Origin of the sequence: Micromonospora sp. NPDC000207, assembly GCF_040300925.1 — a bacterium.
Classification (GTDB): Bacteria; Actinomycetota; Actinomycetes; order Mycobacteriales; family Micromonosporaceae; genus Micromonospora.
This window is the reverse complement of the sequence record NZ_JBEPEQ010000021.1, coordinates 18,685-44,218: the sequence shown is the minus strand read 5'-3', so window position 1 is coordinate 44,218 and position 25,534 is coordinate 18,685. Positions and strand designations below refer to the sequence as shown.

Here is a 25,534-nt window from a genome sequence, read left to right as displayed (position 1 = left end):
CCCATCGGGGTGGCACCTTCTGGAGGACGAGCGTGCATGTCGTGATCATGGGTTGCGGCCGGGTCGGCGCGACCCTCGCCAGGGGCCTGGAGTCCCGAGGGCACACGGTGTCGGTCGTCGACCAGGACGCGGACGCGTTCCGGCGGCTCGGTGAGGACTTCGCCGGCACCACGGTCACCGGGGTCGGCTTCGACGGCGGTGTCCTGCGTCAGGCCGGCATCGAACGCGCCGACGCCTTCGCCGCCGTCTCCAGCGGAGACAATTCCAACATCATCTCGGCCCGGCTGGCCCGCGAGACGTTCGGCGTGTCCCGGGTCGCCGCCCGGATCTACGACCCGCGTCGGGCCCAGGTCTTCGAGCGGCTCGGCATCCCCACCGTGGCCACCGTCCGGTGGACCGCCGAGCAGATGCTGCGCCACCTGGTTCCCGAGGGGACCACCGAGATCTTCCGTGATCCGACCAGCACGGTGTCGATCGTGGAGGTTCCGGTGCACCGGGACTGGGTCGGGCGGACCGTCCGCAGCCTGGAGGGGGCCTGTGGGGCCCGGGTGGCGTACCTGATCCGGTTCGGTATCGGGACCCTGCCCACCGACTCCACGGTGGTGCAGGAGGGCGACCAGGTGTTCATGCTGGTCACCGACGACATCGTCGCGACCGTAACCGGCGTGGCGGCGGCGCCCGAAGGAGGGCACTGAGGATGCGGATCGCCATCGCCGGCGCCGGCAACGTGGGCCGGTCCATCGCCCAGGAGTTGATCGACAACGGTCACCAGGTGATGCTCATCGAGCGGCAGCCCCGGATGCTGCGCCCGGACCGGGTGCCGGGTGCGCAGTGGGTCCTCGCCGACGCCTGTGAGCTGACCAGCCTGGAGGCGGCGGATCTGGCCGACCACGACGTGGTGGTCGCGGCCACCGGGGACGACAAGGCCAACCTGGTCGTCTCCCTGCTGGCCAAGACCGAGTTCGCGGTTCCCCGGGTAGTGGCCCGGGTCAACCGGGCCGAGAACGAGGGGCTCTTCACCGAGCAGTGGGGGGTCGACGTCGCGGTGAGCAAGCCACGGGTGATGGCCGCCCTGGTCGAGGAGGCCGTCACAGTCGGCGACCTGGTCCGACTGATGACCTTCCGGCAGGGTGAGGCGAACCTGGTCGAGATCACCCTGCCTCCGGCCGCGCCGTACGTCGGGCAGCCGCTGCGTGACGTGCCGCTGCCCCGCGACAGCGCGCTGGTGGCCATCGTGCGGGGCAAGCGGGTGCTGGTGCCCACCCCGGACGACCCGATCGAGGTCGGCGACGAACTGGTCTTCGTCTGCACCGCCGAGGTCGAGGACGACGTCCGGGCCGTGATCCTCGGCGCGGACAGCGTGGAACGGACCCGCAGTGGCGGCTGACCGGTCGGCCGCTCAGCCGGTCGGCACCCGCTCCGGTTCCTCCCCGGTGGCCCGCCGGACCGTCCAGACCGTGATCAACAGCAGCAGCACGTACGGCGGATAGCCCAACGCCAACCGCGCCACGCCCAGTGCGGTGTCCTGTTGGGCGAGGTAGAGCCCGGCCTGGACACCCACCTTGGCCAACCAGACCACCCCCCACAGGACGGTCAACCAGGTGAAGGTCCGGACCAGCTTCGGGTCCTGCCGCCACTGCGACTTCCCCCCGGCCACCAGCACCGACCAGATCCAACCCACCAGGGGTTGGCGGACCGCCGCCGAGATCAGCAGGGCGAAACCGTACCCGATGCCGTAGAGGATCCCCGGTAGGTAGAAGTCGCGTTCCTCACCGGTCCGCCAGGCGATGGCGGCCCCGATGGCGACACCGAACAGGCCGTTGACGGCGTGTCGGACCGGCCGACGTTGGGCCAGCCGCAACCCGGCGATGAGCAGCGCCACCGTCACCGAGGCGATCACCGCGGGGCGGAGTTCGCCGAGGATGTTGGCCACGACGAAGACGACCACCGGGATGCTGGACTCGACCAGCCCCCGCCAGCCACCGAGCTGGTCGGCCATCTGCTCGGCCATGCTGGGCAGCGGCTCGTCGTCGCCCGGACCCCCCGGGGCGGCTGACGTCCCGGCCGACGTCGCCGACCCGTCCGCCCGACGTGGGGCCTCCACCGCCGGACCCGCTCCCCGCGCCGGCACCGCCGTCGACAGGTCCTCCACCTCGCCGTGTCCCGCCGTCACCTGATCGGCTCCAGTTCGTAGTACGGGTTGTAGATGACCTTCCGGCCGTCGCGCAACGCCACCCGGCCACGGGCGGTCAGGTGGCGACCCGGTTCGATCCCGACGATGTGGCGGCGGCCCAGCCAGACCAGCGTCACCACGTCACTTCCGTCGTAGAGGTCCGCCTCCAGGGTGGGAAGGTTGGTCCGGGGGGTGTAGACCACCGTCCGCAGCCGCCCCGACACCGAGACCACCTGACCTCGGCGGCACTGACCGGCCGGTACGCCGCCGCACTGGGCGCTCTCCCGGAGCAGCTCCTGCGCCTCGATCTCGGCCTCGGTCGCGGTGAACCGGCGCAGCATCCGCCGCAGCGACACCCGGCTCTCGTCGGTCCTCATGACCTGCGCGTCACCTTCCACCCGAACGACACCCGGTGCCACCCGTCGGGATCCCTCCCGACCGGCTTCCCCGCAGTCGCGCCCGGAGAAGTCCGGGACCGTCCCGCCAGCGTACGCCGTCGGGGCGCGGAGCCGGCCACCTCGTCGCCGCGGAACCCGACCCGGCGAGGTGGCGGCACCACCACGAGACACCACGAACCGCGCCGCCCGCCGGGCGGCGCGGTTCACGAACGGGTCAGGCGTCGGTCTGGTCGCCGTCGGCGGCCGCCTCGCGGGGCAGCCGCAGCGGGAGCGGCTCCCGGACCGGCTTGGCCTCCTGGCCCCGGTCCACCACGAGCCCGTCGAGGCACTCGGTCAGCGGGCCGGACGCCGAGGGGTCGGTGGCGACGGCCCCCTGGTAGACACCCCGCACCATCCAGCGCGGCCCGTCGATCCCGACGAACCGCAGGTCGGTCAGGCCGTCCTGGGTCCGCACCCGGGCCTGCAACTCGATGCCGTGGTCGCCCTGGATCTCCTGCGCGGCGGCCCCGTCGTTGAACAACGACTTGCGGATCTCCTCGCGCACCTCGTCCCAGATGCCCTCGGACCGGGGTGCGGCGAAGACTCCCAGCTGCAGGGCGTTGTCACCGTGGACCAGGACGACCTGCTGCACCACGCCCTGGGGGTCGGCCTGCACCCGGACCTCGACCTCGGGCACCGCCGGGATGTGCAGGCTGCCCAGGTCGAGCCGCTGCACGCCGTCGGGCGCCTCGGAGACGTCGTACGGGCCACGGGCCGGCTCCACGGCGGCCTGGTCACCGCCGTCGAGGCTGTCCAGGACCTCGGTCTGCTCTGCACGGGCCCGCTTACGGGAGAAGATCACTGCGCCCACCCTCCGCTGTTCGCACTCACCCTGCCACCTCTTCCGTCCGTCCGCCCGCCCGGTCCGCCTCCACGGGTCCGACGAGCCCGGCGTGTCCGCCTGTCGAACCGTGCCCACCGGTGCCCCGTCGGGTGGCGGACAGCTCCGACACCGGTCGGAACTCCGCCCGCGCCACCCGCTGCACGAGGAGCTGCGCGATCCGGTCGCCTCGGGAGATCTTCGCCGGTCGCTCACGATCGTGATTGATCAGGCTGACCATGATCTCACCTCGGTAGCCGGCGTCGACCGTACCGGGTGCGTTGAGCACGGTCACGCCGAGCCGGGCGGCGAGTCCGGAACGGGGATGGACCAGACCCACGTACCCCTCGGGCAGCTCGATCGCCACGCCGGTGGGCACCAGGGCACGGTCGCCCGGGGGCAGCTCCACGTCCACCGCAGCCACCAGGTCCGCCCCGGCGTCCCCGGGGTGTGCGTACGTCGGCAACGGCAGCTGGTCGTCGAGCTGACGCACCGGCACGGGTACGACGTCGGTCACACGGTCCTCCTCTTCCGTCCGCTCACGGGGTGTCCCTGCCATCCTGCCCGGTCGGTACGCCGGAGTGCGCCGTACCCTCGGACTGTGAGTGTGTCGCCATCCTCGTCGTCGACGGCCCGCCCCACGACGGCGCCCCCCGGGTACACCGAACGCATGACCCTGCCCTGGTGGCTGTGGCTGGCCGGACTGTCCGCCGCCGCCCTGCTCGCGGCCGAGGTCTGGATGGGCGCCCCCGGAGTACGCGCCTGGCTGCCCTTCGCCGTGCTGGTGCCCGGCGCGGTCGGGGGGCTCTGGTGGCTCGGCCGGATCCGGGTACGGGTCCACGACGGCGAACTCCTCGTCGACGACGCCCGGCTGCCGGTCCGCTTCGTCGCCGACGTCGTGCCGCTTGACGTGGCGGGTCGGCGGGAGGCGCTCGGGGTCGGGGCGGACCCCCTCGCCTTCGTGGTGCAGCGGCCCTGGATCGGCCCGGCCGTCCAGGTCGTGCTCGACGACCCGGACGACCCCACCCCGTTCTGGGTGGTGAGCACCCGCCGCCCGGTCGAGCTGGCCGAGGCGATCCTGGCCGCCCGCGACGCCGACTGACGGTCCGCCGGAGTCAGGGCGTGATGCGCGGCCCGATGGTGGGCGGCAGGGTCGGCAGCTGCCGTCGCTGCTCGCGCAGGTCGGCGCTGAGCTGCTCGCCCAGGGAGCGGGTGGCCCGCCGGTTCAGGTAGCTGGCCACCGCCGCACCGGTGAGGAACGGCCCGAGGGCGGTGAGGTTGCGGCCGAAACGCTTGAGCAGCGTGTGCTGGAGTTCCTTGCGGGCCGCAGTGCCGAGCACCGCGCCCACCCCCACGCCGGGCATCATCGGGTTGACCCCCCGCTGCCCGGCCCACGCCTGGATCAACGCCACGGTCTTCTGCGTGCCGCCGGTCGGCAGTGGAACGCCGTACACCTCGTGCAGCTCACCGGCGAGTTTCAGCTCGATCGAGACCACCGCCACCGTCTCGGCGGCCAGCAGGACGGGGGCGGAGAGCAGGGTCGGGGTGACGGTCCACTGGACCGCCGCGACGCCGCCCCCGGCGGCACCGACGCCGGCCGTGGCACGGGACGCGTTACGGACCAGCCGCTCGGCCAGCTGGTCGCCGTCGAGGCCGGGGTAGTGCCGGCGCAGGGTGGCCAGGTCCCGGATCGGGATGTGCGGAGCCACCTCGGCCACCGTCTCGGTCATCCACCTGAGGGCGGCCCGTGGTTTGAACAGGTCGGAGAGCCGCCCCCGACTGCGGCTCTGCCCGACGAGTCGGGACAGCAGTTGCCGACGCTTGGCCGGCTCCAGGTCGTCGGCGGTCAGTGCGGCGACGGTCTCACCCAGCTCGTGCGGCTCGGGCTGCCCCGTCGCGGGTCCGTTGCCTGGCTCACTCACTGTCCGACCTCCCGCGTGACGTCTGCGACGGGGGACATCCCCCACTGCGAGTCAAGCAGGTACCGGCCACCGGCGCACGGCAGCTCCGGCGGCGACCCGTTCAGAAGGCCGCCGCCGGCACACGGGCACCCGGCGAACCCGGCACCCGTGGGGCGGTCATACGCACTCGCGGCAGATCAACTCACCGTTCCGCTCGACCGCGAGCTGACTGCGGTGATGCACGAGGAAACAGCGAGCACAACGGAACTCGTCCTGCTGCATCGGTAGCACCTTGACGGTGAGTTCCTCGTCCGCGAGATCGGCGCCGGGCAGCTCGAAACTCTCGGCCACCTCGGCCTCGTCGACGTCCACGGCGCCGGACTGTGAGTCGACCCGCCGGGCCTTGAGTTCCTCGAGGCTGTCCTCGCCGAGGTCGACCTCGTCGCGACGCGGGGCGTCGTAGTCGGTGGCCATCGGTTTCACTCTCCCATTTCGATGATGTCGCTTCCGGTTGTAACGCCGGACGACGCTGTTTCGGTTCCGCTGGCCGGCCACCGTCACGTGTCGGTCACCCGACTCGACGACGGTCGCGCCCGGGCCGCCGAGGAACTTCCCCCAGCGAGCGCGGTACCTTACCCCCCTCGTGGGCGAGGCATGTATACCGCCCTCGTGGCAGAGATGTACGCCCCAGGCCGAGAAGTTGTTCCCAATGTGACTCAGGCGACACGAAGATAGGGGTAGTAGTACCCGGTTCCGAGGTGGCGCGCCGTCATGTCCGACTGTTTCCACGCGACGGTCGGACAACCGCTAACCTCAGCGGCGTACTCGGCGGCCGGCGGACCGACACGCCGCCGATGTCGCTGCCACCCACCATGTCCAGGGAGCGCCCGGATGAGCTTTGCGCGAGTGCGAGCACTCGTCGTCGTCGGCCTGTTGGCGGTCTTCGCCCTGGTCTTCGTGGCGGTCGCGGTGGTCCGCGACACCCAGCGCAACGCCGGCGCCAGCGGGGGCTGCCCGGAGGGTTGGCCGCTGGCCGACGTGACCCTCCGGGAGCCGAAAGACGTCAAGATCAATGTGTTGAACGCCACCGACGAGGCCGGCCGGGCCCGGACCACCGCCGACGACTTCGGCAACCGCAAGTTCCAGGTGAAGAAGGTCGCCAACGAGAAGAAGGCCGTCGACGAGGTCGCCGTCCTGCGGTACGGACCCGAGGGCGTCGGCTCGGCCCACCTGCTGCGGGCGTACTTCCTCAACAACGCGGAGCTGGCCTTCGACCCGGAGCGCGAGGAGGACACCGTCGACGTGGTCCTCGGCACCGGTTTCCAGCAGCTGGCCACCACCACGGAGGTCAACCAGTCCCTCGGTGACCTGGGTTCCCCCGTCGCACCGCAGGGCACCTGCCCGATGCCGGTCGGCAAGTAGCCGCGTCGACGCCCCCGGCGGTCCTCAGGGGCCGCCGGAGGCGTCCAGGTCGGCCAGGCGGTCGTGCAGGGGCTCGAAGAGCGCCGGCGGCACGGCCAGGAGCAGGTCCGGCCCGGGTGGCAGTCCCCGCAGCCCGGTCACCCGCAGCCCCGCCTCGGCGGCGACCAGCCCACCGGCGGCGATGTCCCAGGGGGCCAGCCCCTTCTCGAAGTACGCGTCGAGGCGTCCCTCGGCGGCCAGGCACATGTCCAGCGACGCCGCCCCCATCCGACGGATGTCGCGGACGTGCGGGATCAGTTCGGCGACCACCCGGGCCTGGTGCGACCGGCGGGCCGGGTCGTAGCCGAACCCGGTGGCGACCAGCGCCTGACCCAGGTCCGTCTGGGTGGAGCAGTGCAGCCGCACCCCGTCCCGGTACGCGCCGCCCCCGGCGGTGGCGGTCCACTCGTCACCGGTGACCACGTTGCGGACCACCCCCGCGACCACCTCGCCGTCGACCTCGGCGGCCAGCGACACCGCGCAGTACGGCAGCCCGTACAGGTAGTTGACGGTCCCGTCGATCGGATCGATGATCCACCGCACCCCGCCGGGTCCGGCAGTGGGGGTGTCGCCCGCGCCGTACTCCTCGCCGAGCACGGCGTCGGTGGGGCGCAGCCGGCGCAGCGCGTCGACCACCTGGCGCTCCACCGCCCGGTCGGCGGCGGTGACCACGTCGGTGTCGGTGCTCTTGGTGGCCACCGTCGACACCCCGTCGACGCGCATCCGGTGTGCGGTCTCGGCGGCCTTCCGGGCCACCTCGACAGCGATGTCCAGCAACTGCCGTGACGACGGCGGCAAAGGCATCTTCGTCCCCTTCCTGCACGACTGGGACGTTCCGTCGTCGCGCGCGTATCATCCTTACAAAGTCCACATCTGGGCCCAATCGGTGGTCCCAACCGCCGACGACGCCGTGCGGCGCAGGATGATCGCCGCAGACGGCGTTACAATTCATCCCTGCCCACGCGCCACGGACCGCCAACGACCGGCCGGCCCGGGACACGGGGGTTCCTCAACCACATCGTTTAGCGCGGGGCTCCATCCTGTGCCAGACGACCCGGCCGTGCTCGCTCTTCGCCTCCGGAAGGTCATTCGTGACAGAACCCCGCCACATCGGTGCCGACGTACGCTCGCTCACCGACACGCTGATCGCGCATGCGCAGACCGCCGGCGGCCAGTTGACCTCGGCTCAGCTCGCGCGCACTGTCGAGGCCGCTGAGGTGACTCCGACCCAGGCCAAGAAGATTCTGCGGGCTCTCTCCGAAGCGGGAGTGACAGTGGTCGTGGACGGCTCCGCCAGCACCCGACGTCGGGTCGCGGCGGCCCGGTCGGCCACCCCGGCGTCCCGGGCCACCACCGCCAAGACCACCCGCAAGGCCGCCGCGCCCGCCCCCAAGCAGGCCGCCGGTGGCGAGGAGGCCCCGGCTCCGGCTCCCCGGAAGGCGGCCGGTCGCAAGACCGCCACCACCACCGGCGAGGTCGCCGCCAAGGCCGCCGGCCCGGCCCGGGCCACCAAGTCCCGGGCCACCAAGGCGACGGTGGCCGCCGCGACCGGCAAGCCCACCAAGGCCGCAGGTAAGGCCAAGGGTGAGGGGGCCGAGGGTGAAATCGACCCGGAGGAGCTCGCCGCCGAGATCGAGGACGTGGTGGTCGAGGAGCCGGCCGAGCTGACCCGGGCCGCCGAGGCCGACGCGGCCCGCTCGGCACGGGACAACGACTTCGAGTGGGACGACGAGGAGTCCGAGGCGCTCAAGCAGGCCCGGCGGGACGCCGAGCTGACCGCCTCCGCCGACTCGGTCCGGGCGTACCTCAAGCAGATCGGCAAGGTTCCGCTGCTCAACGCCGAGCAGGAGGTGGAGCTCGCCAAGCGGATCGAGGCGGGCCTCTACGCCGCCGAGCGGCTGCGCGCGGCCGACGAGGGCGAGGAGAAGCTCGTCCGGGACATGCAGCGGGATCTGCTCTGGATCTCCCGCGACGGTGAGCGGGCCAAGAACCACCTGCTGGAGGCCAACCTCCGGCTGGTGGTCTCGCTGGCCAAGCGGTACACCGGCCGTGGCATGGCCTTCCTCGACCTGATCCAGGAGGGCAACCTCGGCCTCATCCGGGCGGTCGAGAAGTTCGACTACACCAAGGGCTACAAGTTCTCCACCTACGCCACCTGGTGGATCCGGCAGGCCATCACCCGGGCCATGGCCGACCAGGCCCGCACCATCCGCATCCCGGTGCACATGGTCGAGGTGATCAACAAGCTCGGCCGTATCCAGCGCGAGCTGCTTCAGGATCTGGGCCGCGAGCCCACCCCGGAGGAGCTGGCCAAGGAGATGGACATCACACCGGAGAAGGTGCTGGAGATCCAGCAGTACGCCCGGGAGCCCATCTCGCTGGACCAGACCATCGGCGACGAGGGCGACAGCCAGCTCGGTGACTTCATCGAGGACTCCGAGGCGGTGGTCGCCGTCGACGCGGTCTCCTTCTCGCTGCTACAGGACCAGTTGCAGCAGGTCCTGCAGACGCTCTCCGAGCGGGAGGCCGGCGTGGTCAGGCTCCGGTTCGGGCTGACCGACGGGCAACCGCGTACCCTGGACGAGATCGGCCAGGTGTACGGGGTGACCCGGGAACGGATCCGGCAGATCGAGTCAAAGACCATGTCCAAACTGCGCCACCCGTCCCGTTCCCAGGTCCTGCGGGATTACCTGGACTGACCCTGCCGCGTCAACCGAGGGTGTCGTTTTGGTCGCCACGCGTACAACGCCGAATGGTGATGGGGCGGTTGTACGTTCGTGATCGTTGACGTGGCACCCTTGGTGCACGGCACACTGTGTCTGCCATGTGTGACCTCGGTCCCCCGGGGGCACACAGGGAAGGCATCATCCCACCCGGGTGTTGCACGATTGGTGAGCAACGACCGAAGAGTTTGTTCATCGGTGACGACCAGAGGAGGAAGGCGATGAACCCGACCCTCACGCCGCCGCCCGAGACGGTGAGCCCCCCGGCCGCCGATGAACGGTGCGACCGCTGCAATGCTGCCGGCAAGCTCCGGATCACTCTGGCAGGTGGAAGCGAGTTGGTGTTCTGTGGACACCACGCCAACAAGTACGCCGAGGATCTAGTCAAGATCACCGTTCGGTACTCGGCAGATCCCGAGTTCAGCTGGCGGGGTGCCGACCTGATCTCGAACTGACCCCCCGAAACCCGACATAGCCGACCGGAGGCGTCCCATGGACGCCTCCGGTCGGCTTTCGGGTATCCAGGGCGGGCGGGCCCATCGGGGCAGGACCACGTCGAGGTGCGACACCGCCCCCACACCGACGTGACCAAGGCTGCGTCACGGGCAGGACGGCGTCACGGGGTGGGGCGTACCGGGGGTGGGGCCGGGCGGGTCAGAGGGACTGCACGGTGGCGATCCGCTCCTCCAACTGCTCGATCGTCGCCTGGGCGCTGGGTGGTCCGCCGCAGCGCCGGCGCAGCTCCGCGTGGATCTTGCCGTGGGGCAGACCCGTGCGGTGGTGTCGAGCGGCCACCAGAGCGTTCAGTTGGCGCCGGAGGGCCACCCGACGCTGGGCGGCACTCATCGGTACGGCAGGGGCCGCCGAGGCCGCAGGGGCCGGCTCAGCGGGCTGCCCGGCGGTACGGCGACGCTGTGCGGCGACCTGATCGGCCTGCCGCTTGCTGAGCAGCAGGGTGACCTGGTCCGAGGTGAGCAGACCGGGGAGGCCCAGATACTCCTCCTCCTCGGGGGTGCCGGCCTGGGCGGCGGTACCGAAGGACGCCCCGTCGAAGATCACCTGGTCGAGTTCGGCGGTGGCGGAGAGCGCGGCGTACCGCTTCTCCAGTTCGCCGCTGGCCTGTTCGTCACGCTGGGCGCGCTCCAGCAGGTCGTCGTCGAAGCCCTCGCGGTCCTTCGGCTTGCCCAGCACGTGGTCCCGGGAGGCCTCCATCTGGCTGGCCAGGTCGAGCAGGTGCGGCACGCTGGGCAGGAAGACCGAGGCGCTCTCCCCCGGCTGCCGGGCGCGCACGAACCGCCCGATCGCCTGGGCGAAGTAGAGCGGGGTGCTGGCGCTCGTCGCGTAGACACCGACGGCGAGACGGGGGATGTCGACCCCCTCGGAGACCATCCGCACCGCCACCATCCAGCGCTGCTCGGAGGTGGCGAAGGTGGCGATCCGGGCCGAGGCCCCGTCGTCGTCGGAGAGGACCACCACGGCCCGCTCGCCGGTCACCTGCTCCAACAGCCTGGCGTACGAGCGGGCGGCCTGCTGGTCGCTGGCGATGACCAGACCGCCGGCGTCCCCCATCCCCGCATTGCGCAGCACGGTCAGTCGGGCGTCGGCGGCCCGCAACACCTGCGGCATCCAGTCCCCGGCCGGGTCCAGGGCGGTCCGCCACGCCTGGGCGATGAGGTCCTGCGTCATCGGCTCACCGAGGCGGGCCGAGAGTTCGTCGCCGGCGTTGGTCCGCCACCGGGTCTCCCCGGAGTACGCCAGGAACAGCACCGGCCGGACCACCCCGTCGCGGAGCGCGTCGGCGTACCCGTAGGTGGCGTCGGCGCGGGAGCGCAGGAGGCCGTCGCCGCCGCGTTCGTACTCGACGAAGGGGATCGGGTTGTCGTCGGAGCGGAACGGCGTCCCGGTGAGCATCAGGCGGCGTACGGCGGGCTCGAACGCGGCCTTGACCCCGTCCCCCCAGGACTTGGAGTCCCCGGCGTGGTGGATCTCGTCGAGGACGACGAGGGTCCGTCGGGTCATGGTGCGCCGGCGGTGGACCTGCGGGGCCATGCCGACCTGGGCGTAGGTGACCACCGCCCCGTGGAAGTCGGCCGAGGAGTGCAGGTCCGCGTTGCGGAAGGCGGCGTCGAGCTGGATGCCGACCCGGGCCGCCGCGAGCGCCCACTGGGTCTTGAGGTGCTCGGTGGGGGCGACCACTGTGACCGCGTCGACGGTGCCGTCGGCGAGGAGTTCGGCGGCGATCCGCAGGGCGAAGGTGGTCTTGCCGGCGCCGGGGGTGGCGACGGCGGTGAAGTCCTCGGACCGGCCCCGCAGGTACGTGAAGAGCGCCTTGCGCTGCCAGGCACGCAGCGCCGGGAACGTCTCGATCGCCGGCAACCGGGCAGCCACGTGCACGCTCCTTCCGACCGCGTCCGGCGGCCACGGGTGCCACCGCCCATGAAAAGACCCTCGCGCATCGGGTGCCGCGAAGGCCGACTCAGCATAACCAGCGCCCGTCTCGGCGCCCACGCGCCGCCACGCCGCCGGTCGAGACCGACCGGGCGGCAGCGTCGAGGCCGAGGAGGGGGACCCGCCGGGCGGGGGCCGCCAGGGGTCGCCGTGGGGGTGCCACCGGCGGACGGACGGCCACCGGTGGAGGGTGGTGGAGGTGGTCACCACGGAAGGGATCAGGTGGGCGGCCGCGACGGGCCGCCCCGCGCTACTCGCCCCAGGAGTCGTAGATCTCCTTGCACTTCGGGCAGACCGGCGAGCCGGGCTTGGCCGACTTCGTCACCGGGAAGGTCTCGCCGCAGAGTGCGATGACGAAGGTGCCCATGACGGCACTCTCGGCAATCTTCTCTTTGCGGACGTAGTGGAACATTTCGGGGCCGGTATCGGCGTCCTTCTGCTCCGGACGCTCAAGGATCTGAGTGCTCATGATGACACCTCCAACTTTCCAGTTTTGCAGGTCACTCCGGCCCGGTCCACCGTGGGCGGCCCGGGTGCGGCCCGTAACGTACCTAAAATGACCGACTTTCACATCCGATTCGGGGCCGAGGTGGCCGAGGCGCTACGGACCGGGCGACCGGTGGTCGCCCTGGAGAGCACCATCGTCTCCCACGGCCTCCCCCGACCGCAGAACCTGACGGTCGCCCGGCAGATCGAGCAGGCCGTACGGGAGGCCGGCGCGGTGCCGGCGACGATCGGTCTGATCGGCGGGGAGCTGGTCGCCGGACTCGACGACGACCAGTTGACCCGGCTCGCCACCGCCGACGGTGTGGCCAAACTCTCCGTACGCGACCTGGCGGTGGCGGCGGCGACCGGCGCGGACGGCGCCACCACGGTCGCCGCGACCAGCGCGGTGGCCGCAGCCGCCGGGATCGGGGTGTTCGCCACCGGAGGGCTCGGCGGTGTGCACCGGGAGGCGGCCCAGACCTTCGACGAGTCGGCCGACCTGATCACCCTGGCCCGGACCCCGATCACGGTGGTCTGCGCCGGTGTGAAGTCGATCCTCGACGTCGGCGCGACGCTGGAACGGTTGGAGACCCTCGGAGTCGGCGTCGTCGGCTACCGGACCCGCCGGTTCCCCGGCTTCTTCGTCACCGACGGCGGGTTCGACCTCGACTGGTCGGTGGAGTCCCCGACGCAGGTGGCCGACGTGATCGCCGCCCGCGACGGACAGGGGGTGCACCACGGCGGGTTGCTCGTGGCGAACCCGCTGCCCACCGAGGAGCAGCTCGACCCGGACCTGCACGACCGGACCCTCGCCGACGGTCTGGCGATGCTGGCCCGGGACGGGATCACCGGCAAGGCCGTCACCCCGTTCCTGCTGTCCCACTTCCACTCCGCCACCGAGGGGGCCAGCCTGGCGGTGAACATCCGGATCATCCTGCGCAACGCCGACCTCGCCGCCCGGATCGCGGTCGCCGCCGCAGCCCGCCGTACCCCCTCGGCGGCGTGACCGGTCCCGGACGGGTCCTGGTCGTCGGGGACGTCGTCACCGACGTGGTCGCGGTGCTGGCCGGGCCGGTGGCACCCGGCTCGGACACCCCGGCGGCGATCCGGGTCACCGGGGGTGGTCAGGCCGCCAACACCGCCGCCTGGCTGGCCGGCCGGGGTCGCCCGGTGACCCTGGTCGGCGCGGTGGGCGACGACGACGCCGGCCGGGAACGCGTTGCCGAGCTCGCCCGGGGCGGGGTGGACTGTGCCCTGGCCGAGCAGGAGGGGACCGCCACCGGCACTGTGATCGTGCTGGCCGCCGAGGGCGAACGCACCATGATCACCGAGCGGGGGGCGAACCTCCGACTCACCCCGGAGCACGTGCAGACGGTGATCACGTCCGCCGCCGACGCCTGCCACCTGCACCTGTCCGGGTATCCCCTGCTGGACGAGGGGTCCCGTCCGGCCGGGCTGCGGGCGCTGGCGACGGCCCGGGGCCGGGGACTGACGATCAGCGTCGACGCGGCCTCCGCCGCCCCGCTGCGGCAGGTCGGGCCGACGGCCTTCCTGGACTGGGTACGCGACGTCGACCTGCTGCTTGTCAACGCGGACGAGGCGGCAGTGCTCGCGGGAACCGGGGAGCCCGCCCGGCAGGCCCGGTTCCTGGTCGAGCGGGTCCGTCGGGTGGTGCTGAAACGGGGCGGTTCGGGCGCCCTCTGGGTCGACCGGGAGCAGACGGTGGAGGTGGCTCCCGCCCGCCTGGTCCCCGTTGTGGACGCCACCGGGGCCGGGGACGCCTTCGCCGCCGGACTCCTCGCCGCCTGGCTGGACGGGGCGGCACCGGCGACTGCGCTTCGACACGCCGGTGAGTTGGGTGCGGCGGCGGTGACGACGGCGGGTGCCCGTCCGCCGCAGGTCAGTCCTCCGCGTCGATGATCTTGTGAGGGTGCTCCGCAGCGGTGATGACAGGCTGCGGGGTCTCCTCCCGTTGGCGCGCCCGGAACCGGTTGACCAGCCGGTGTTCCTCCTTGGGCGGCCGGTCGTTCGCGATCAGGACGGCCAGCCAGGGCAGCAGCACCATGCCGACGGCGCAGAGCGACAACCAGAGCCAGAGCAGGGGCACCCCGACCATGACCAGGACCGCGCCGATCACCACGCAGGCCACCCGGAACAGCATCATCACCAGGTACTGCTTCTGCCGACTGGTGAGCTGGTCGTCCTGACTGCGTGGGGCGTCGGTGATCAGGATCGGCTCGTACGCCTGACGCTTCACCACTGGCCTCCTCGACTCCGAACTCACCCATTGTGACACCGCGACCAGGTCTGGGGCCCCACCCGCCTGGTGCCCACCGTCACGCCGTCGCGGCAAAGGGGTGGTTGAACCGGAGGTAGACCCGCCCCGTAGAGCCGGTTCCCGGTCCGCAAGGCCGTGGCGGGGTCTCTGGACGGGGGAGGCAGCAGTGTCGCCGACCCCGACCCGAGCCCGATCGACTCGGCCTCTCCGCCACTGTCCGGACCGGGCCCAGCCGTACCCGACAGCGCCAGAGCGCCTGGCGAACCCCTTCGAAAGGACGGACACCGATGCCACCCAACCCGGACGGACACCTGGCCGGCGAGGCTACGGCACCCCGGCTCACACCGGACGCCGGCCGTTTCACCGACCACCTCACCGACGAGAATCGCCGGCTACTCGCCGGGCTCCCCCCGGAACGGCAGCAACAGATCATCGAATCTACAGCCGCCAACTTCGGTTATCTGCAGGTCGTCGAGGACGAGCTCAGCCGGCACGAACGGATTCGGTCGACGGCCATGGGTCAGGCCGACCAGGGGCAGGCCTACTGGTACGGGAACCACCTCGACGGCACCCACAACGACCTACTGGTCTACTTCGCCGACCCGCAGAACGGGCAGCAGCAGAGCTACGCCGGCAAGGGACACGGCACCCTGTCGCAGCAGGAGACCCTCTTCATCGCCGGCCAGATCAACGAGGGAAGGCACGCCAGCGAGGAAGCGATGGAGCGTCTCAAGTCACGCTTCGTCGATCTCTGGACCAACGTGAACGACCGGGTGACAACAGCTCTCGACGGCGTGAGGTCGCCCGCGCCGGCCAGTCCGGAGAGCCGGCTGATGGCTGCACAGCTGACCCCGGAGAACCAGCGACTCTTCCACCAGTTGCCTCCCGAGGCGGGTGACCAGCTCGCCCGCCGGGAGATCCACCGGATCCACGGCCTGCTGAGGTCGACGATCGACCTCAATCACCAGAACCGGATCCGGGACACGGTCCTCGATCAGGTTCCGCAGGAGAAAGCCGAATTCCACACCGACCCGGACACCGGGATCGTCGACACGGACATGCTGGTGTACACCCCCCCGAAGACCAGCAACACTTACACCTATTCGGCAGACCGGAGAGAACCTGACCCTCGGAGGCAGCCGACCATCGTGGCCGAGACGACGGCCGCAGGTCGACATGCCACCGCCTACCAGGTAAATCGGTTGAAGAACGACCAGGACAGCGCCCGGTGGGAACTCAACCAGGCCGTACGTGCCGACCTGGCAGCCCGACCACCGGCGGCGGACACGATCGCGACCACCTTCACCGCCCAGCAGGCGCAGGCGCGGTCGCTGTACTACCCCCCACCCTCCGGTCCGATCCCGAACGGCACCCGGCCACTCGCGCCTGGTGCACCGCAGCACGTCGCCGCCTCCACCGCACAGCCGCTGCGCGACGGCGCACCCGGTCCCGGGAACTCAGCCCGGCGGTAGCCCCCACCGCGCCCTCCGGTAGGCGACCCCACAGTGGGGGCGACGAGGAGACCGGCGGCTCACCCTCTGGCAGCCTTGGCCTCCGCCTTCGCCTGCTTCTTGTATTCGCGGACCTGGCGCAGCGACTCGCCGTCGACGATGTCGGCCACCGACCGGTACGCGTCCGGGTCCCCGTAGCCACCGGCCGCCTCCCGCCAACCCGGTGGGGTGACGCCGTACCGCTTGCCGAGCAGGGCGAGGAAGATCTGCGCCTTCTGCCTGCCGAAGCCGGGCAGGTCGGCGATGCGGGCCAGCAGTTCCCGCCCGTCGGTGACGCCGGTCCAGAGCCCGGCCGGGTCACCGTCGTACCGGTCGACGAGCACCCGACACACCTCCTGCACCCGGGTGGCCATCGCCTTGGGGAACCGGTGCAGGGCAGGCGGGGTGGCGAAGACGGTGATCAGCGCCTCGGGGTCGTGTTCGGCCAGCTCCCGGGCGTCTGGCTCGTGACCGAGCCGCTGGGTCAGCACGTACGGCGAGGTGAACGCCTTCTCGAGCGGGATCTGCTGGTCCAGGGTCATCCCGACCAGGAGGGCCAGCGGATCCCGGTTCAGCAGATCGTTGGCGGCCGGGTCGATCGGGAGGGAGAGAGCCATGCCCTGATCATGCCGTACCCGACAGGTACACCGGCGGACCTGCGCCGACCAGCGGGGTGATCCGGGGTGAACCGAGGGCGCGCGCTGTGAGATTCCCGGTAGTGGTCGGGTCGAACTGGGTCGGGTCGACCGCCGTAGACCGGGCATGCCCGCGCCACCACCGGCTTGGAGTGGACCGGGCATGCCTGCGGACCCACCGGAAAGGATCACCCGACCATGACCGTCCCTCTCACACCGAAGCAGCACCTCGAAGATTTGAACAGGTTCCTCGACCGGGACACCATGACAGGATTTCAGCGGAGCCTCTCCGAGCCGGCACGGCGGGACCTACCGGAACCCCGACCACGTCGTGATGCTCGCGAAGGACCTGGACCCGGTGGGCAGCTACCTGGAGAACGGGGCGAAGCCCGCGACATCCGCAGAGTCGCACCTCGTCGACCTGGCCGCTGCCCGCGGGTTGAGCACCAGCCAGGCGGACGTCCAGGCCACCCGAAAACTGGTGATGGCGAGCACCGAGGCCCTGAACACGGCCGTCACCGAGCGCGTCGCGAGCCTGCTCCAGGCGAAGGCCGCAGCGCTGCCGACGGGTGGGCGGGCCATGGCGCCCGCGACGGCGGCGGCGATGCACCTCGGATCGGGATCGGGCGGGCCCCTGGCCCGCCCGCCCAAACGGTCGGCCACCGACGTGCCGACGACCACCCGGGCGGCCGACGCGAAGCGCCAGCGCACCCTGTGACGGCCGGGATCGGGCACCCCGACGAACCGGCGACGTGACCTCCGCCCCACATGCGGGCTGGTCAAGTTGAGGTTAGGCTGTGCTAACTTCTAGCACCGTCCGCCGGGTTCACATCTCCCGGGAGCAGGCAGAAGGGGTTCCGCACCGTGTCCATCAACCTCCGCAGATCCACTGCGGCCATGCTCGCCCTCGGAGTGCTCTCGGCAGGTCTGGTCGCCTGCGGCTCCGGTGACGAGTCCACCGAAGCCGGATCCGGCGACGCCGGCGACAAGCAGATCACCGTCTACAGCGGACGCAACGAGCAGTTGATCAAGCCCCTGCTGGAGAAGTTCACCCAGCAGACCGGGATCACCGTCAACGCCCGCTACGCCAACACCGCGCAGCTCGCCGCCCAGCTGGTGGAGGAGGGTGACCGCTCCCCCGCCGACGTGTTCCTGGCCCAGGACGCCGGTGCCCTCGGCACCGTCTCCAAGCAGGAGATGTTCACCACCCTCCCGGCAGCCACCACCGACAAGGTGCCCACCACCTACCGGGCCGGCAACGGGCACTGGGTCGGGGTCAGCGCCCGGGCCCGGGTCCTGGTCTACCACGCCGACCAGGTGACCGAGGCGGAGCTGCCGAAGTCGGTGTTCGACCTGACCGACCCGGCGTGGAAGGGCAAGGTCGGCCTCGCCCCGACCAACGCCTCCTTCCAGGCGTTCGTCACCGCGATCACCGTGCAGCACGGTGAGGCCCGGGCCAAGGAGTTCCTGGCCGGGATGAAGGCCAACGACCCGCAGATCCGCGACGGCAACGGCAAGATCCTGGAGGACGTCCTCGCCGGCACCATCCCGGTCGGCCTGGTCAACCACTACTACCTCGGCGAGATCGCCAAGGAGCAGGGGACCACGATCGACGGGCTCAAGGCCAAGCTGCACTACTTCCCCGGTGGCGACACCGGTGGCCTGGTCAACGTCGCCGGGGTGGGCGTGCTGAAGCGGGCCGCAGACAACCCGAACGCCCAGGCCTTCGTCGACTACCTGCTCGGTTCCGAGGCGCAGACCTACTTCGCCGAACAGACCTTCGAGTACCCGGTCGTCGAGGGCGTCACCGGACCGGCCGGGGTGCCGACCCTGGCCGACCTCCAGGTGCCCCAGATCGACCTGAACGACCTGGACAAGCTGGACTCCACGGTGGCACTGATCAAGGAATCGGGGCTCGTGCCCTGACCACCCCGACGCACGCCCGACCAGGGCCGGACCGCAGACGCGGCCCGGCCCTGTCCGGCGTACCGGCGGGGGTCCGGCGGCTGGCTCCCCGGCCGGCGCTGCTCGCGGCCTCGACCGCGGCGGTCGCCGTGGCCACCATCCCCCTGACCTACCTCGGGGTACGCACCGTCGAGGCCGGACTGGACCGGATCGTGGCGGAGGTGTGGACGGTACGGGTCGCCTCGCTGGCCCTGCGCAGCCTCGGACTGGCCGCCGTGGTGACCACCGCCTGTGTGCTGCTCGGTGTCGGTTCGGCGTACCTGGTCACCCGGACGGACCTGCCCGCCCGGCGGGCGTTCGCGGTGCTCGCCGCGCTTCCGCTGGCCGTGCCGACCTACATCGCCGCCTTCTCCTGGGTCTCCCTGGTCGACGCGCTGGAGGGGTTCTGGCCGGCGGCGCTGGTGTTGACGCTCTGCTCGTACCCGTACGTCTTCCTGCCTGTCGCCGCCGCCCTGCGCGGAGCGGACCCGGCGCAGGAGGAGGTGTCCCGGTCGCTGGGTCGCGGTGGTTGGCAGACGTTCACGCAGGTGACGTTGCGCCAGATCCGCCCGGCCACCGCCGCCGGGGCGTTGCTCGTCGCGCTCTACGTGCTCTCCGACTTCGGCGCGGTGGCGATCCTGCGCACCGACACGTTCACCAGGGCCATCTTCGTCGCCTTCGACCTGGGTTTCGACCGGACCGGGGCGCTGGTGCTGTCCTGTGTGCTGGTGCTGCTGACGGTGCTGTTGCTGACCGGTGAGACGGTCACCCGTCGACGGGGTGCCCGGTACGCCCGGCTCGGCGGTGCCCGGCGACCCGCCGCCCGACTCCGGTTGGGCGCGGCCCGGTGGCCTGCCCTCGCCGCCCTCCTCGCTGTCGCCGCCCTGGCCCTGGGTGTCCCGGCGGTCAGCCTGGCCCGGCGGCTGCTCGCCGGGGTGTCCCGACCCGGGGCGTTGACCGAGGTGGCCGCCGCCGCCGGGAACTCCCTGGTCCTGGCCTCGGCCGGGGCGGCCCTGACAATGCTCCTGGCCCTGCCCCTGGGGCTGCTCGTCGCTCGCGCTCCCGGGCCGTTGACCACCGTCCTGGACCGGATGGCGTACATCTCGCACGCCCTTCCCGGGGTGGTGGTCGGACTGTCGCTGATCTTCTTCGGGATCAACGTCGCGTACCCGCTCTACCAGACCACCTGGCTGCTGGCGCTCGCGTACGCCGCTCTCTTCCTGCCGTTGGCAGTGGGTTCGGTGGCCGGGGCCGCCGCCCAGGCCCCGCCGGGCCTGGAGGAGGTGGCACGCTCCCTGGGGAAGGGGCCCTGGAGTGTGCTGCGGACCGTCACCCTCCCCCTGACCCTGCCGGGGATCGGCGCGGGTGCCGCACTGGTCTTCCTCACCGGCATGAAGGAACTTCCCGCCACCCTGCTGTTGCGCCCCACCGGCACCGACACCCTTGCCACCCAGTTGTGGACCAACACGGCGGTCGGGGCGTACGCCGCCGCGACCCCGTACGCGGCGCTGCTGGTGGCCATCTCGGCGCTGCCCACCTGGCTGCTCGTCGCCCGCAGCGGTCTGCTCGACAAGGAGGAACGCCGATGAGTCAGGTCGTGTTGACCGGGGTCGTGAAGCGGTACGGCCGGGTGACGGCACTGGACGGGGTCGACCTCACCGTCCCGGCCGGGGAGCTGACGGCGGTCCTGGGTCCCTCCGGGTGCGGCAAGACCACGCTGCTGCGCTGTCTGGCCGGTTTCGAACGGCTCGACGCCGGGGAGATCACGCTCGACGGGCGACCGGTGGCCGGCGGCGGCCGACACCTGCCGGCGCACCGACGCCGCATCGCCGTGGTCCCGCAGGAGGGGGCGCTCTTCCCGCACCTGAGCGTCGCCGCCAACATCGGGTACGGCCTGGACCGGGCGGCCCGACGCGGTGCCCGGGTCGAGGAGGTCCTCACCCTGGTCGGCCTGGCCGGGTACGGCGACCGGATGCCGCACCAGCTCTCCGGAGGACAGCAGCAGCGGGTGGCGGTGGCTCGGGCGTTGGCGCCCCGGCCGTCGCTGGTCCTGCTCGACGAACCGTTCAGCGCCCTCGACGCCGGGTTGCGGGCCGGACTCCGCCAGGACATCCGGGAGGCGCTGCGGGCCGACGGGGCGACAGGCGTCCTGGTCACCCACGACCAGGGGGAGGCCCTGTCGGTGGCCGACCGGGTAGTGGTCCTGCGGTCCGGGCAGGTCGTCCAGGCCGACACCCCGACGGCTGTCTACCGGTCACCCGCCGACCCGTGGGTCGCCGGTTTCGTCGGCGACGCGGTCCTGCTCGACGCGGTCGTCGAGTCCGGTCAGGCCCGTACGGCGCTGGGTCCGATCCCGGTCGCCGGGACCGCCGCGTCGGGCCGGGTCACCGTCCTGGTCCGCCCGGAGCAGGTACGCATCGTGCCCTCCGCACGCCCGGACACCGTGTCGGCGACGGTGCTCCGCCACGACTTCCACGGCCACGACGCGCTCGTCGGACTCCGGTTGACCGACGGGACCAGGATCACCGCCCGGATCCTCGACGACGCGACGGCCGCCCCGGTCGGCACCGACGTGATGGTCCGGGTCGACGGCACCGCCCGCGCCTGGCCCGCCTGAGGAACCCCGCCTCCGGTCGGTGCGGTTCCCCGATCGGTCGTTGTCGGCGCGGGGGCAGACGGCACCTCACTCTCGGTAAACGACAGATCACGAAAAAAAGACTGCCGTCGATTGAACCGAGGGTGGCAGCCTGCCGTAACAGGGAGAACCATGCCCGCCGGGCGGCCTGACACTCGGTAACCGACAGGCCACCGACCACACAGCGGGCCAAGATCACCCCAGATCGGAGCAGCCCCTTGGACCACATCCCGGCGACCGACGAGGACTGGGCAAACGTAGCCCGTCTCAGGAATGCGCTCGACCCGAATGTCCGCGCAGTATTCGACAGCACGCCACCCAGCAGCCAGGTCGCCCTCTCACGGAACGCGAACGCCCGGACCGACCTCGCCAGGTGGGAACAGCTCGCAGGAGACCCTCTGTCCACACCGGCCAGACGGGAGTTGACCGAAAGTGTACGACAGCGGGTGAACAACGGAGTACTCAAGGCATTTCACCACCCTGCGAAGTACCCGACCAACTTCGATACCGCGCAGCTGACGCCGCCCAGTGGTCCCGACCCCTCGTCCGACAAGGAGATCAAGGGGCTGTGGGAGCGGATGCAGAAGAGCCAGCTCCGCCCCCCGTCGATCCCGGCCAAGTCACAGGTGTCGTTCGCGGCCCAGGCATCCCTGCCGTCGACGGGGAGCGCACCTCCCAACACCTCCCCCGACGTCCATCGACCGAGCCGATCCTCGACCCCCCCGGTGGAGCACCACCACCAGCCCGGCTCGGCACAGGGCCGTGGGGCACAGCGCTCCCTGTAGGACCCCGTGCTCCCCGGCCGCACCGGTACCGTGCGGCCGGGGGCACCCCGATCTGCCCGCCCGCAGGTGCCCGGAACGAGGGTCGCAGTCAGCGCGGCCGGGGGCGGGCCAGACCCATGTCGTACGCGAGGATGGTGGCCTGCACCCGGTCCCGGACGCCGAGCTTGGCGAGCAGGGCGTTGACGTGGGCCTTCACCGTCCCGGTGGCCACCCCCAACTGGGCGCCGATCTCGGCGTTCGTCAGGCCGGCGGCCAGGCGGGTGAAGACCTCCCGCTCGCGCAGGGTCAGGTCGGACAGTTCGGCGGGTTCGGTCGGCGGGGCGAGGGTGCCGGTGGCGAAGGCGTCGATCAGTCGCCGGGTCACAGTCGGGGCGAGCAGCCCCTCCCCGGCGGACACCACCCGGATCGCGGTGAGCAACTCCTCCGGCTGGGCGTCCTTGAGCAGGAACCCGGACGCCCCGGCGCGTAGCGCCTGGAAGACGTAGGCGTCCAGGTCGAACGTGGTCAGTACCAGGACCCGGGGGCCCGCCGGTTCGGCGGTGAGCCGGGCGGTGGCGGTCAACCCGTCCATCCCGGGCATCCGGACGTCCATCAGTACCACGTCCGGGGCGGTCCGGGCGGCCAGGTCCAGGGCCTGGGATCCGTCGGCGGCCGTACCGACCACTGACAGGTCAGGTTCGGCGTCGACGATCGCCGCGAACCCGGCCCGGACCACCGGCTGGTCGTCCACCACCAGCACCCGGATCACGCCGGGACCCCGTCGACCCGACCGGCTCCGGGCGACCCGGCGTCGACCGGGGCAGCCACCGCACCGGCGGGGTCGGCCGTACCGAAGTCGGGCTCGGCGGAGTCGGCCGTACCCGAGTCGGGCCCGGCAGGGGCGGGCTCGACGGTCCCGGCCGTACCGTGGGCGGGCTCGGTGTCGACGGGGGTGCGGACCGACAGCGGTACGGGCAGGCGGGCCTGGAGACCCGCCCGGTCGACCCGGAGCTGCCCGCCCAGGGCCTCGACCCGGGCCCGCGCGGCGGCCGACGCCACCTCGTCCATCCTCGTGCCGGTCATCGCGAGGCGTACCTCCTGGTCGTCGACGCGCAGACGGACCCCGACGTCCCCGGCGGCGGCCTCCAACGCCGCCTCCACCAGCCGGTACACCGAGGTGTCCAGGGCGACGGGCAGCGGGGTGACGGTCTCCGGGCCGTCGAACGTCACCCGCCGGCCGGGGCCGCTGCGGATGGCGCAGAGCCCGGCGATCTCAGCGGCCCCCGGCTGCGGGGCGCTCCCCCGGGAACCCGCGTCCGGACGCAGGTCGTCGAGGAGTTCCCGCATCGCGGCGAGGGTGGCCCGCGCCTCCGTGAGGATCGCGGCGGGCGGGCCGTTGTCGGCGACGGTGACCAGCCGCCCGGCCCGGTCGAGGACTGCGGTGCGCAGCCCCTCGGCGATCCGGGCCCGTTCGGCGGCGGCGACCGCCACCGACCGGGCGGCGGTCGCCGCCAGGGCACCACCCTCCCGACTCAGGACCAGGCCCCGCCGACGACGCACCCAGAGGCCCACACCCCAGGCCGGCAGGAGCGCCACAGTCGTCGGCACCGTGAAGAAGGCGACCATGAACAGCACCACCGGAACGCTCACCGGCTCACCGCCGAGCGACCCGTCGCCCGCAGCGGTGCCCAACAGGCCACCCACGAACGCCAGCGCGGCCAGTGGCACACCGGGCCAACTCACCGCCGGACGCGCGTACGCCCCGACGGCGTACACCGCCGCGAACTCCACGACCACCGCGATGAGCAGCACGAAGGTGGCCCCCGACGGCAGCCCGAACGTCAGGGCCGCCAACGGCCACAACGTGGTGGCCAGGCCGACCCCGACAAGGGTCCACCAGGGCCGCTCGACCCGCCACAACAGCGGGGCGGCGTGCACCGCGCAGAGCAGGGCGACGAGCGCCAGCAGCCCCGGATGCACCAGACCGATCAGCTCCGGCTCGGTCTCCATCGACACCACCGCCGAGGCGACCGGCAACACCGTGGCGGTGGCGACCAGTCCGGTGGTGAGCAACGACGGTTGGATCGCCCCCCGGGTCGGACGGCCCGGGGTCGGGGCGGCGGCGACCGGCAACTCCGCCCGGACCCGCCAACCACCGCCGCCGGGACCGGCGGTCAGGGTGCCGCCCAGCGCGGTGGCCCGCTCCCGCATGCCCACGATGCCCCGGCCCGCACCGACGGTGGTGACGCCCGGGGTCGTCCGGCCGTCGTCGGTGACCTCGACCACCGCCACGGCACCGTCGACCGCCACCCGGACCTCCACGTCGGCGCCCCGGGCATGCCGCAGGACGTTCGTCAACGCCTCCCGGACCAGGGCGTGGACCGTCTCGGCGAGGGCGGGCGGCAGGTCGGTGAGGTGCAGGTCGAGGCGGACCGGCTGGTCGAGGCGGCGGAACCCGTCGGCGAGTTCGGCCAGTCGGGCCGCCAGGGGACGGTCGACGTCCCGGTCGCCGTCGCGCATCACCGCGACCAGCCGGTGCAGCGCGGTGAGGGTGTCCCGGCTGGTGGACGCCGCGAAGCGGAGCGCCTCCCCGACGAGTTCGGGTCGTCGCCCGGCCAGCCGCTCGGCGGCACCGACGGTCACCACGATCGAGGTCAGGTGGTGGGCGCTGACGTCGTGGAGTTCCCGGGCCAGCCGGTGACGTTCCCCCTCGGCGGCCCGTCGCAGCTCGTCGTCGGCGGCGACGAGTCGACGCGCCGCCACCGTCCGCCCCGCCAGCCAGCGCCGTCGACTGCGCCCCAGCTCGGCGGCGAGCAGGTAGCCGAGGACGACGAGCACCACCTCGCCGACCCAGGACATCCCCGACCCGAGCCGGACCAGGTGCACCACCACTGCCGTGCCGGAGGCACCCGCCACCGCGAGCCAGGTGGTCCGGCCGGTGCGGTGGACGGCCACCGAGAAGAGCGCTACCAGTTCGGCGACGGCGAGCAGCCACATCTCGTCCGGCGGCACCGTCGGCTGGGCGACGGCCGACGCGGTCAGCACCACCACGACGGTCGGCACCGGGGCCCGGCGGCGCCACCCCAGCGCCAGGGCTGTCACCCCCGTCGCCACCAGGGCGACCGCCGTCGGGACCGCCGCCGGTGGGGCACCACGCAACACCGGCAGGCCGGGCCAGAGCAACAGCTGCCCCGCCGCCAGCGCCACCGGCAGCCACCACGTACGCACGACATTCATGACGGGTACGACCCTACGAACAGTGCACCACCACGCGCCTCCCCCGTCGGCAGGAGGTGTCCTACATCCCAGGGCAGGTATCGGATCACCCCGCACGCCGAT

The 25,534-nt window shown here is 72.1% G+C and carries 27 protein-coding genes; 14 read left to right on the top strand and 13 right to left on the bottom strand.

Annotated elements, in window-relative coordinates; genetic code table 11:
- The first annotated feature begins 32 nt into the window (after nt 1–32).
- On the top strand, nt 33–695 hold the full coding sequence (locus ABT336_RS07825; RefSeq protein ID WP_350895741.1) for a potassium channel family protein: 663 nt from the start codon (nt 33–35) through the stop codon (nt 693–695).
- A 2-nt stretch (nt 696–697) separates the two neighbouring features.
- Nucleotides 698–1,387 carry a potassium channel family protein gene (locus ABT336_RS07820; protein ID WP_350895740.1) on the top strand — a complete coding sequence of 230 codons (690 nt, stop codon included), beginning with the start codon at nt 698–700 and terminating at the stop codon, nt 1,385–1,387.
- A 12-nt stretch (nt 1,388–1,399) separates the two neighbouring features.
- Here the strand turns inward: ABT336_RS07820 and ABT336_RS07815 are convergent, their stop codons facing one another.
- From ABT336_RS07815 to dut, 4 genes are all read right to left on the bottom strand, one after another.
- Entirely contained in the window at nt 1,400–2,020 is a 621-nt protein-coding gene (locus ABT336_RS07815; protein ID WP_350895756.1) for a DUF3159 domain-containing protein, read from the bottom strand.
- Nucleotides 2,021–2,169: 149 nt separating this feature from the next.
- The gene (locus ABT336_RS07810; protein WP_350895739.1) at nt 2,170–2,550 is read right to left on the bottom strand and encodes an OB-fold nucleic acid binding domain-containing protein; all 381 of its coding nucleotides are present in this window, start codon (nt 2,548–2,550) and stop codon (nt 2,170–2,172) included.
- Between the two features lie 235 nt (nt 2,551–2,785).
- Nucleotides 2,786–3,412, bottom strand: coding sequence for a DUF3710 domain-containing protein (locus ABT336_RS07805; protein WP_350895737.1), 627 nt, complete (start codon nt 3,410–3,412; stop codon nt 2,786–2,788).
- A 25-nt stretch (nt 3,413–3,437) separates the two neighbouring features.
- Nucleotides 3,438–3,947, bottom strand: a complete 510-nt coding sequence (gene dut, locus ABT336_RS07800) for a dUTP diphosphatase (protein WP_350895736.1) — start codon at nt 3,945–3,947, stop codon at nt 3,438–3,440.
- A 153-nt stretch (nt 3,948–4,100) separates the two neighbouring features.
- Between dut and ABT336_RS07795 the strand changes: the two genes are divergently transcribed.
- The gene (locus tag ABT336_RS07795) at nt 4,101–4,532 is read left to right on the top strand and encodes a DUF3093 domain-containing protein (RefSeq protein WP_350895735.1); all 432 of its coding nucleotides are present in this window, start codon (nt 4,101–4,103) and stop codon (nt 4,530–4,532) included.
- A 13-nt stretch (nt 4,533–4,545) separates the two neighbouring features.
- Here ABT336_RS07795 and ABT336_RS07790 read toward each other — a convergent pair whose 3' ends face one another.
- Both ABT336_RS07790 and ABT336_RS07785 read right to left on the bottom strand, forming a co-directional pair.
- On the bottom strand, nt 4,546–5,352 hold the full coding sequence (locus ABT336_RS07790) for a hypothetical protein (RefSeq protein ID WP_350895734.1): 807 nt from the start codon (nt 5,350–5,352) through the stop codon (nt 4,546–4,548).
- 156 nt (nt 5,353–5,508) lie between these two features.
- Nucleotides 5,509–5,805, bottom strand: a complete 297-nt coding sequence (locus tag ABT336_RS07785; protein WP_007075406.1) for a DUF4193 domain-containing protein — start codon at nt 5,803–5,805, stop codon at nt 5,509–5,511.
- A 432-nt stretch (nt 5,806–6,237) separates the two neighbouring features.
- Here ABT336_RS07785 and ABT336_RS07780 point away from each other — a divergent pair, with 432 nt between their 5' ends.
- Nucleotides 6,238–6,753, top strand: a complete 516-nt coding sequence (locus tag ABT336_RS07780; RefSeq protein WP_350895755.1) for a LytR C-terminal domain-containing protein — start codon at nt 6,238–6,240, stop codon at nt 6,751–6,753.
- 24 nt (nt 6,754–6,777) lie between these two features.
- Here the strand turns inward: ABT336_RS07780 and ABT336_RS07775 are convergent, their stop codons facing one another.
- Entirely contained in the window at nt 6,778–7,596 is an 819-nt protein-coding gene (locus ABT336_RS07775; protein ID WP_350895733.1) for an inositol monophosphatase family protein, read from the bottom strand.
- A gap of 287 nt (nt 7,597–7,883) precedes the next feature.
- On the opposite strand from ABT336_RS07775, the gene ABT336_RS07770 reads away from it, so the two are divergent.
- Nucleotides 7,884–9,491 (top strand): RNA polymerase sigma factor, encoded by a 1,608-nt coding sequence (locus ABT336_RS07770; RefSeq protein ID WP_350895732.1) that lies wholly within the window; start codon nt 7,884–7,886, stop codon nt 9,489–9,491.
- Between the two features lie 245 nt (nt 9,492–9,736).
- Nucleotides 9,737–9,970: a DUF7455 domain-containing protein gene (locus ABT336_RS07765; RefSeq protein ID WP_350895731.1), complete on the top strand. Its 234-nt coding sequence runs from the start codon at nt 9,737–9,739 to the stop codon at nt 9,968–9,970.
- Between the two features lie 199 nt (nt 9,971–10,169).
- Here the strand turns inward: ABT336_RS07765 and ABT336_RS07760 are convergent, their stop codons facing one another.
- Nucleotides 10,170–11,903 (bottom strand): DEAD/DEAH box helicase, encoded by a 1,734-nt coding sequence (locus ABT336_RS07760; RefSeq protein ID WP_350895730.1) that lies wholly within the window; start codon nt 11,901–11,903, stop codon nt 10,170–10,172.
- 310 nt (nt 11,904–12,213) lie between these two features.
- Nucleotides 12,214–12,432 carry a DUF3039 domain-containing protein gene (locus ABT336_RS07755; protein ID WP_350895729.1) on the bottom strand — a complete coding sequence of 73 codons (219 nt, stop codon included), beginning with the start codon at nt 12,430–12,432 and terminating at the stop codon, nt 12,214–12,216.
- An 87-nt stretch (nt 12,433–12,519) separates the two neighbouring features.
- On the opposite strand from ABT336_RS07755, the gene ABT336_RS07750 reads away from it, so the two are divergent.
- Nucleotides 12,520–13,455, top strand: coding sequence for a pseudouridine-5'-phosphate glycosidase (locus tag ABT336_RS07750; RefSeq protein ID WP_350895728.1), 936 nt, complete (start codon nt 12,520–12,522; stop codon nt 13,453–13,455).
- The gene (locus ABT336_RS07745; protein WP_350895727.1) at nt 13,452–14,369 is read left to right on the top strand and encodes a carbohydrate kinase family protein; all 918 of its coding nucleotides are present in this window, start codon (nt 13,452–13,454) and stop codon (nt 14,367–14,369) included. The genes ABT336_RS07750 and ABT336_RS07745 overlap by 4 nt, the downstream gene beginning before the upstream one ends.
- On the opposite strand, the gene ABT336_RS07740 is transcribed toward ABT336_RS07745, so the two are convergent.
- Complete coding sequence (locus ABT336_RS07740) at nt 14,350–14,709, bottom strand: DUF3099 domain-containing protein (RefSeq protein WP_350895726.1); 360 nt, start codon at nt 14,707–14,709, stop codon at nt 14,350–14,352. The two genes, ABT336_RS07745 and ABT336_RS07740, sit on opposite strands and share 20 nt — an antisense overlap.
- 305 nt (nt 14,710–15,014) lie before the next feature.
- On the opposite strand from ABT336_RS07740, the gene ABT336_RS07735 reads away from it, so the two are divergent.
- Nucleotides 15,015–16,199, top strand: a complete 1,185-nt coding sequence (locus tag ABT336_RS07735) for a hypothetical protein (RefSeq protein WP_350895725.1) — start codon at nt 15,015–15,017, stop codon at nt 16,197–16,199.
- A gap of 59 nt (nt 16,200–16,258) precedes the next feature.
- Here ABT336_RS07735 and ABT336_RS07730 read toward each other — a convergent pair whose 3' ends face one another.
- Complete coding sequence (locus ABT336_RS07730) at nt 16,259–16,834, bottom strand: HhH-GPD-type base excision DNA repair protein (protein WP_350895724.1); 576 nt, start codon at nt 16,832–16,834, stop codon at nt 16,259–16,261.
- 352 nt (nt 16,835–17,186) lie between these two features.
- Between ABT336_RS07730 and ABT336_RS07725 the strand changes: the two genes are divergently transcribed.
- The 5 genes from ABT336_RS07725 (at nt 17,187) to ABT336_RS07705 (ending at nt 22,216) form a co-directional block, all read left to right on the top strand.
- Nucleotides 17,187–17,570 (top strand): hypothetical protein, encoded by a 384-nt coding sequence (locus ABT336_RS07725; RefSeq protein ID WP_350895723.1) that lies wholly within the window; start codon nt 17,187–17,189, stop codon nt 17,568–17,570.
- A 179-nt stretch (nt 17,571–17,749) separates the two neighbouring features.
- Entirely contained in the window at nt 17,750–18,778 is a 1,029-nt protein-coding gene (locus tag ABT336_RS07720; protein ID WP_350895754.1) for an iron ABC transporter substrate-binding protein, read from the top strand.
- Between the two features lie 50 nt (nt 18,779–18,828).
- Nucleotides 18,829–20,385: an ABC transporter permease gene (locus ABT336_RS07715; RefSeq protein WP_350895753.1), complete on the top strand. Its 1,557-nt coding sequence runs from the start codon at nt 18,829–18,831 to the stop codon at nt 20,383–20,385.
- Nucleotides 20,382–21,413: an ABC transporter ATP-binding protein gene (locus ABT336_RS07710; RefSeq protein WP_350895722.1), complete on the top strand. Its 1,032-nt coding sequence runs from the start codon at nt 20,382–20,384 to the stop codon at nt 21,411–21,413. Before ABT336_RS07715 ends, ABT336_RS07710 begins: the two co-directional genes overlap by 4 nt.
- A 464-nt stretch (nt 21,414–21,877) precedes the next feature.
- Nucleotides 21,878–22,216: a hypothetical protein gene (locus ABT336_RS07705; RefSeq protein ID WP_350895721.1), complete on the top strand. Its 339-nt coding sequence runs from the start codon at nt 21,878–21,880 to the stop codon at nt 22,214–22,216.
- A gap of 88 nt (nt 22,217–22,304) precedes the next feature.
- Here the strand turns inward: ABT336_RS07705 and ABT336_RS07700 are convergent, their stop codons facing one another.
- Nucleotides 22,305–22,964: a response regulator gene (locus ABT336_RS07700; protein ID WP_350895720.1), complete on the bottom strand. Its 660-nt coding sequence runs from the start codon at nt 22,962–22,964 to the stop codon at nt 22,305–22,307.
- Entirely contained in the window at nt 22,961–25,432 is a 2,472-nt protein-coding gene (locus ABT336_RS07695; protein WP_350895719.1) for a sensor histidine kinase, read from the bottom strand. The genes ABT336_RS07700 and ABT336_RS07695 overlap by 4 nt, the downstream gene beginning before the upstream one ends.
- Nucleotides 25,433–25,534 lie beyond the last annotated feature (102 nt).

Excerpts from the sequence above, each read along its gene's own strand:
- ABT336_RS07820 (WP_350895740.1), top strand. The coding sequence starts at position 698 with ATGCGGATCGCCATCGCCGGCGCCGGCAACGTGGGCCGGTCCATCGCC.
- ABT336_RS07810 (WP_350895739.1), bottom strand. The coding sequence starts at position 2,550 with ATGAGGACCGACGAGAGCCGGGTGTCGCTGCGGCGGATGCTGCGCCGG.
- ABT336_RS07795 (WP_350895735.1), top strand. The coding sequence starts at position 4,101 with ATGACCCTGCCCTGGTGGCTGTGGCTGGCCGGACTGTCCGCCGCCGCC.
- ABT336_RS07785 (WP_007075406.1), bottom strand. The coding sequence starts at position 5,805 with ATGGCCACCGACTACGACGCCCCGCGTCGCGACGAGGTCGACCTCGGC.
- ABT336_RS07775 (WP_350895733.1), bottom strand. The coding sequence starts at position 7,596 with ATGCCTTTGCCGCCGTCGTCACGGCAGTTGCTGGACATCGCTGTCGAG.
- ABT336_RS07765 (WP_350895731.1), top strand. The coding sequence starts at position 9,737 with ATGAACCCGACCCTCACGCCGCCGCCCGAGACGGTGAGCCCCCCGGCC.
- ABT336_RS07755 (WP_350895729.1), bottom strand. The coding sequence starts at position 12,432 with ATGAGCACTCAGATCCTTGAGCGTCCGGAGCAGAAGGACGCCGATACC.
- ABT336_RS07750 (WP_350895728.1), top strand. The coding sequence starts at position 12,520 with ATGACCGACTTTCACATCCGATTCGGGGCCGAGGTGGCCGAGGCGCTA.
- ABT336_RS07735 (WP_350895725.1), top strand. The coding sequence starts at position 15,015 with ATGCCACCCAACCCGGACGGACACCTGGCCGGCGAGGCTACGGCACCC.
- ABT336_RS07730 (WP_350895724.1), bottom strand. The coding sequence starts at position 16,834 with ATGGCTCTCTCCCTCCCGATCGACCCGGCCGCCAACGATCTGCTGAAC.
- ABT336_RS07725 (WP_350895723.1), top strand. The coding sequence starts at position 17,187 with ATGCTCGCGAAGGACCTGGACCCGGTGGGCAGCTACCTGGAGAACGGG.
- ABT336_RS07720 (WP_350895754.1), top strand. The coding sequence starts at position 17,750 with ATGCTCGCCCTCGGAGTGCTCTCGGCAGGTCTGGTCGCCTGCGGCTCC.
- ABT336_RS07710 (WP_350895722.1), top strand. The coding sequence starts at position 20,382 with ATGAGTCAGGTCGTGTTGACCGGGGTCGTGAAGCGGTACGGCCGGGTG.
- ABT336_RS07695 (WP_350895719.1), bottom strand. The coding sequence starts at position 25,432 with ATGAATGTCGTGCGTACGTGGTGGCTGCCGGTGGCGCTGGCGGCGGGG.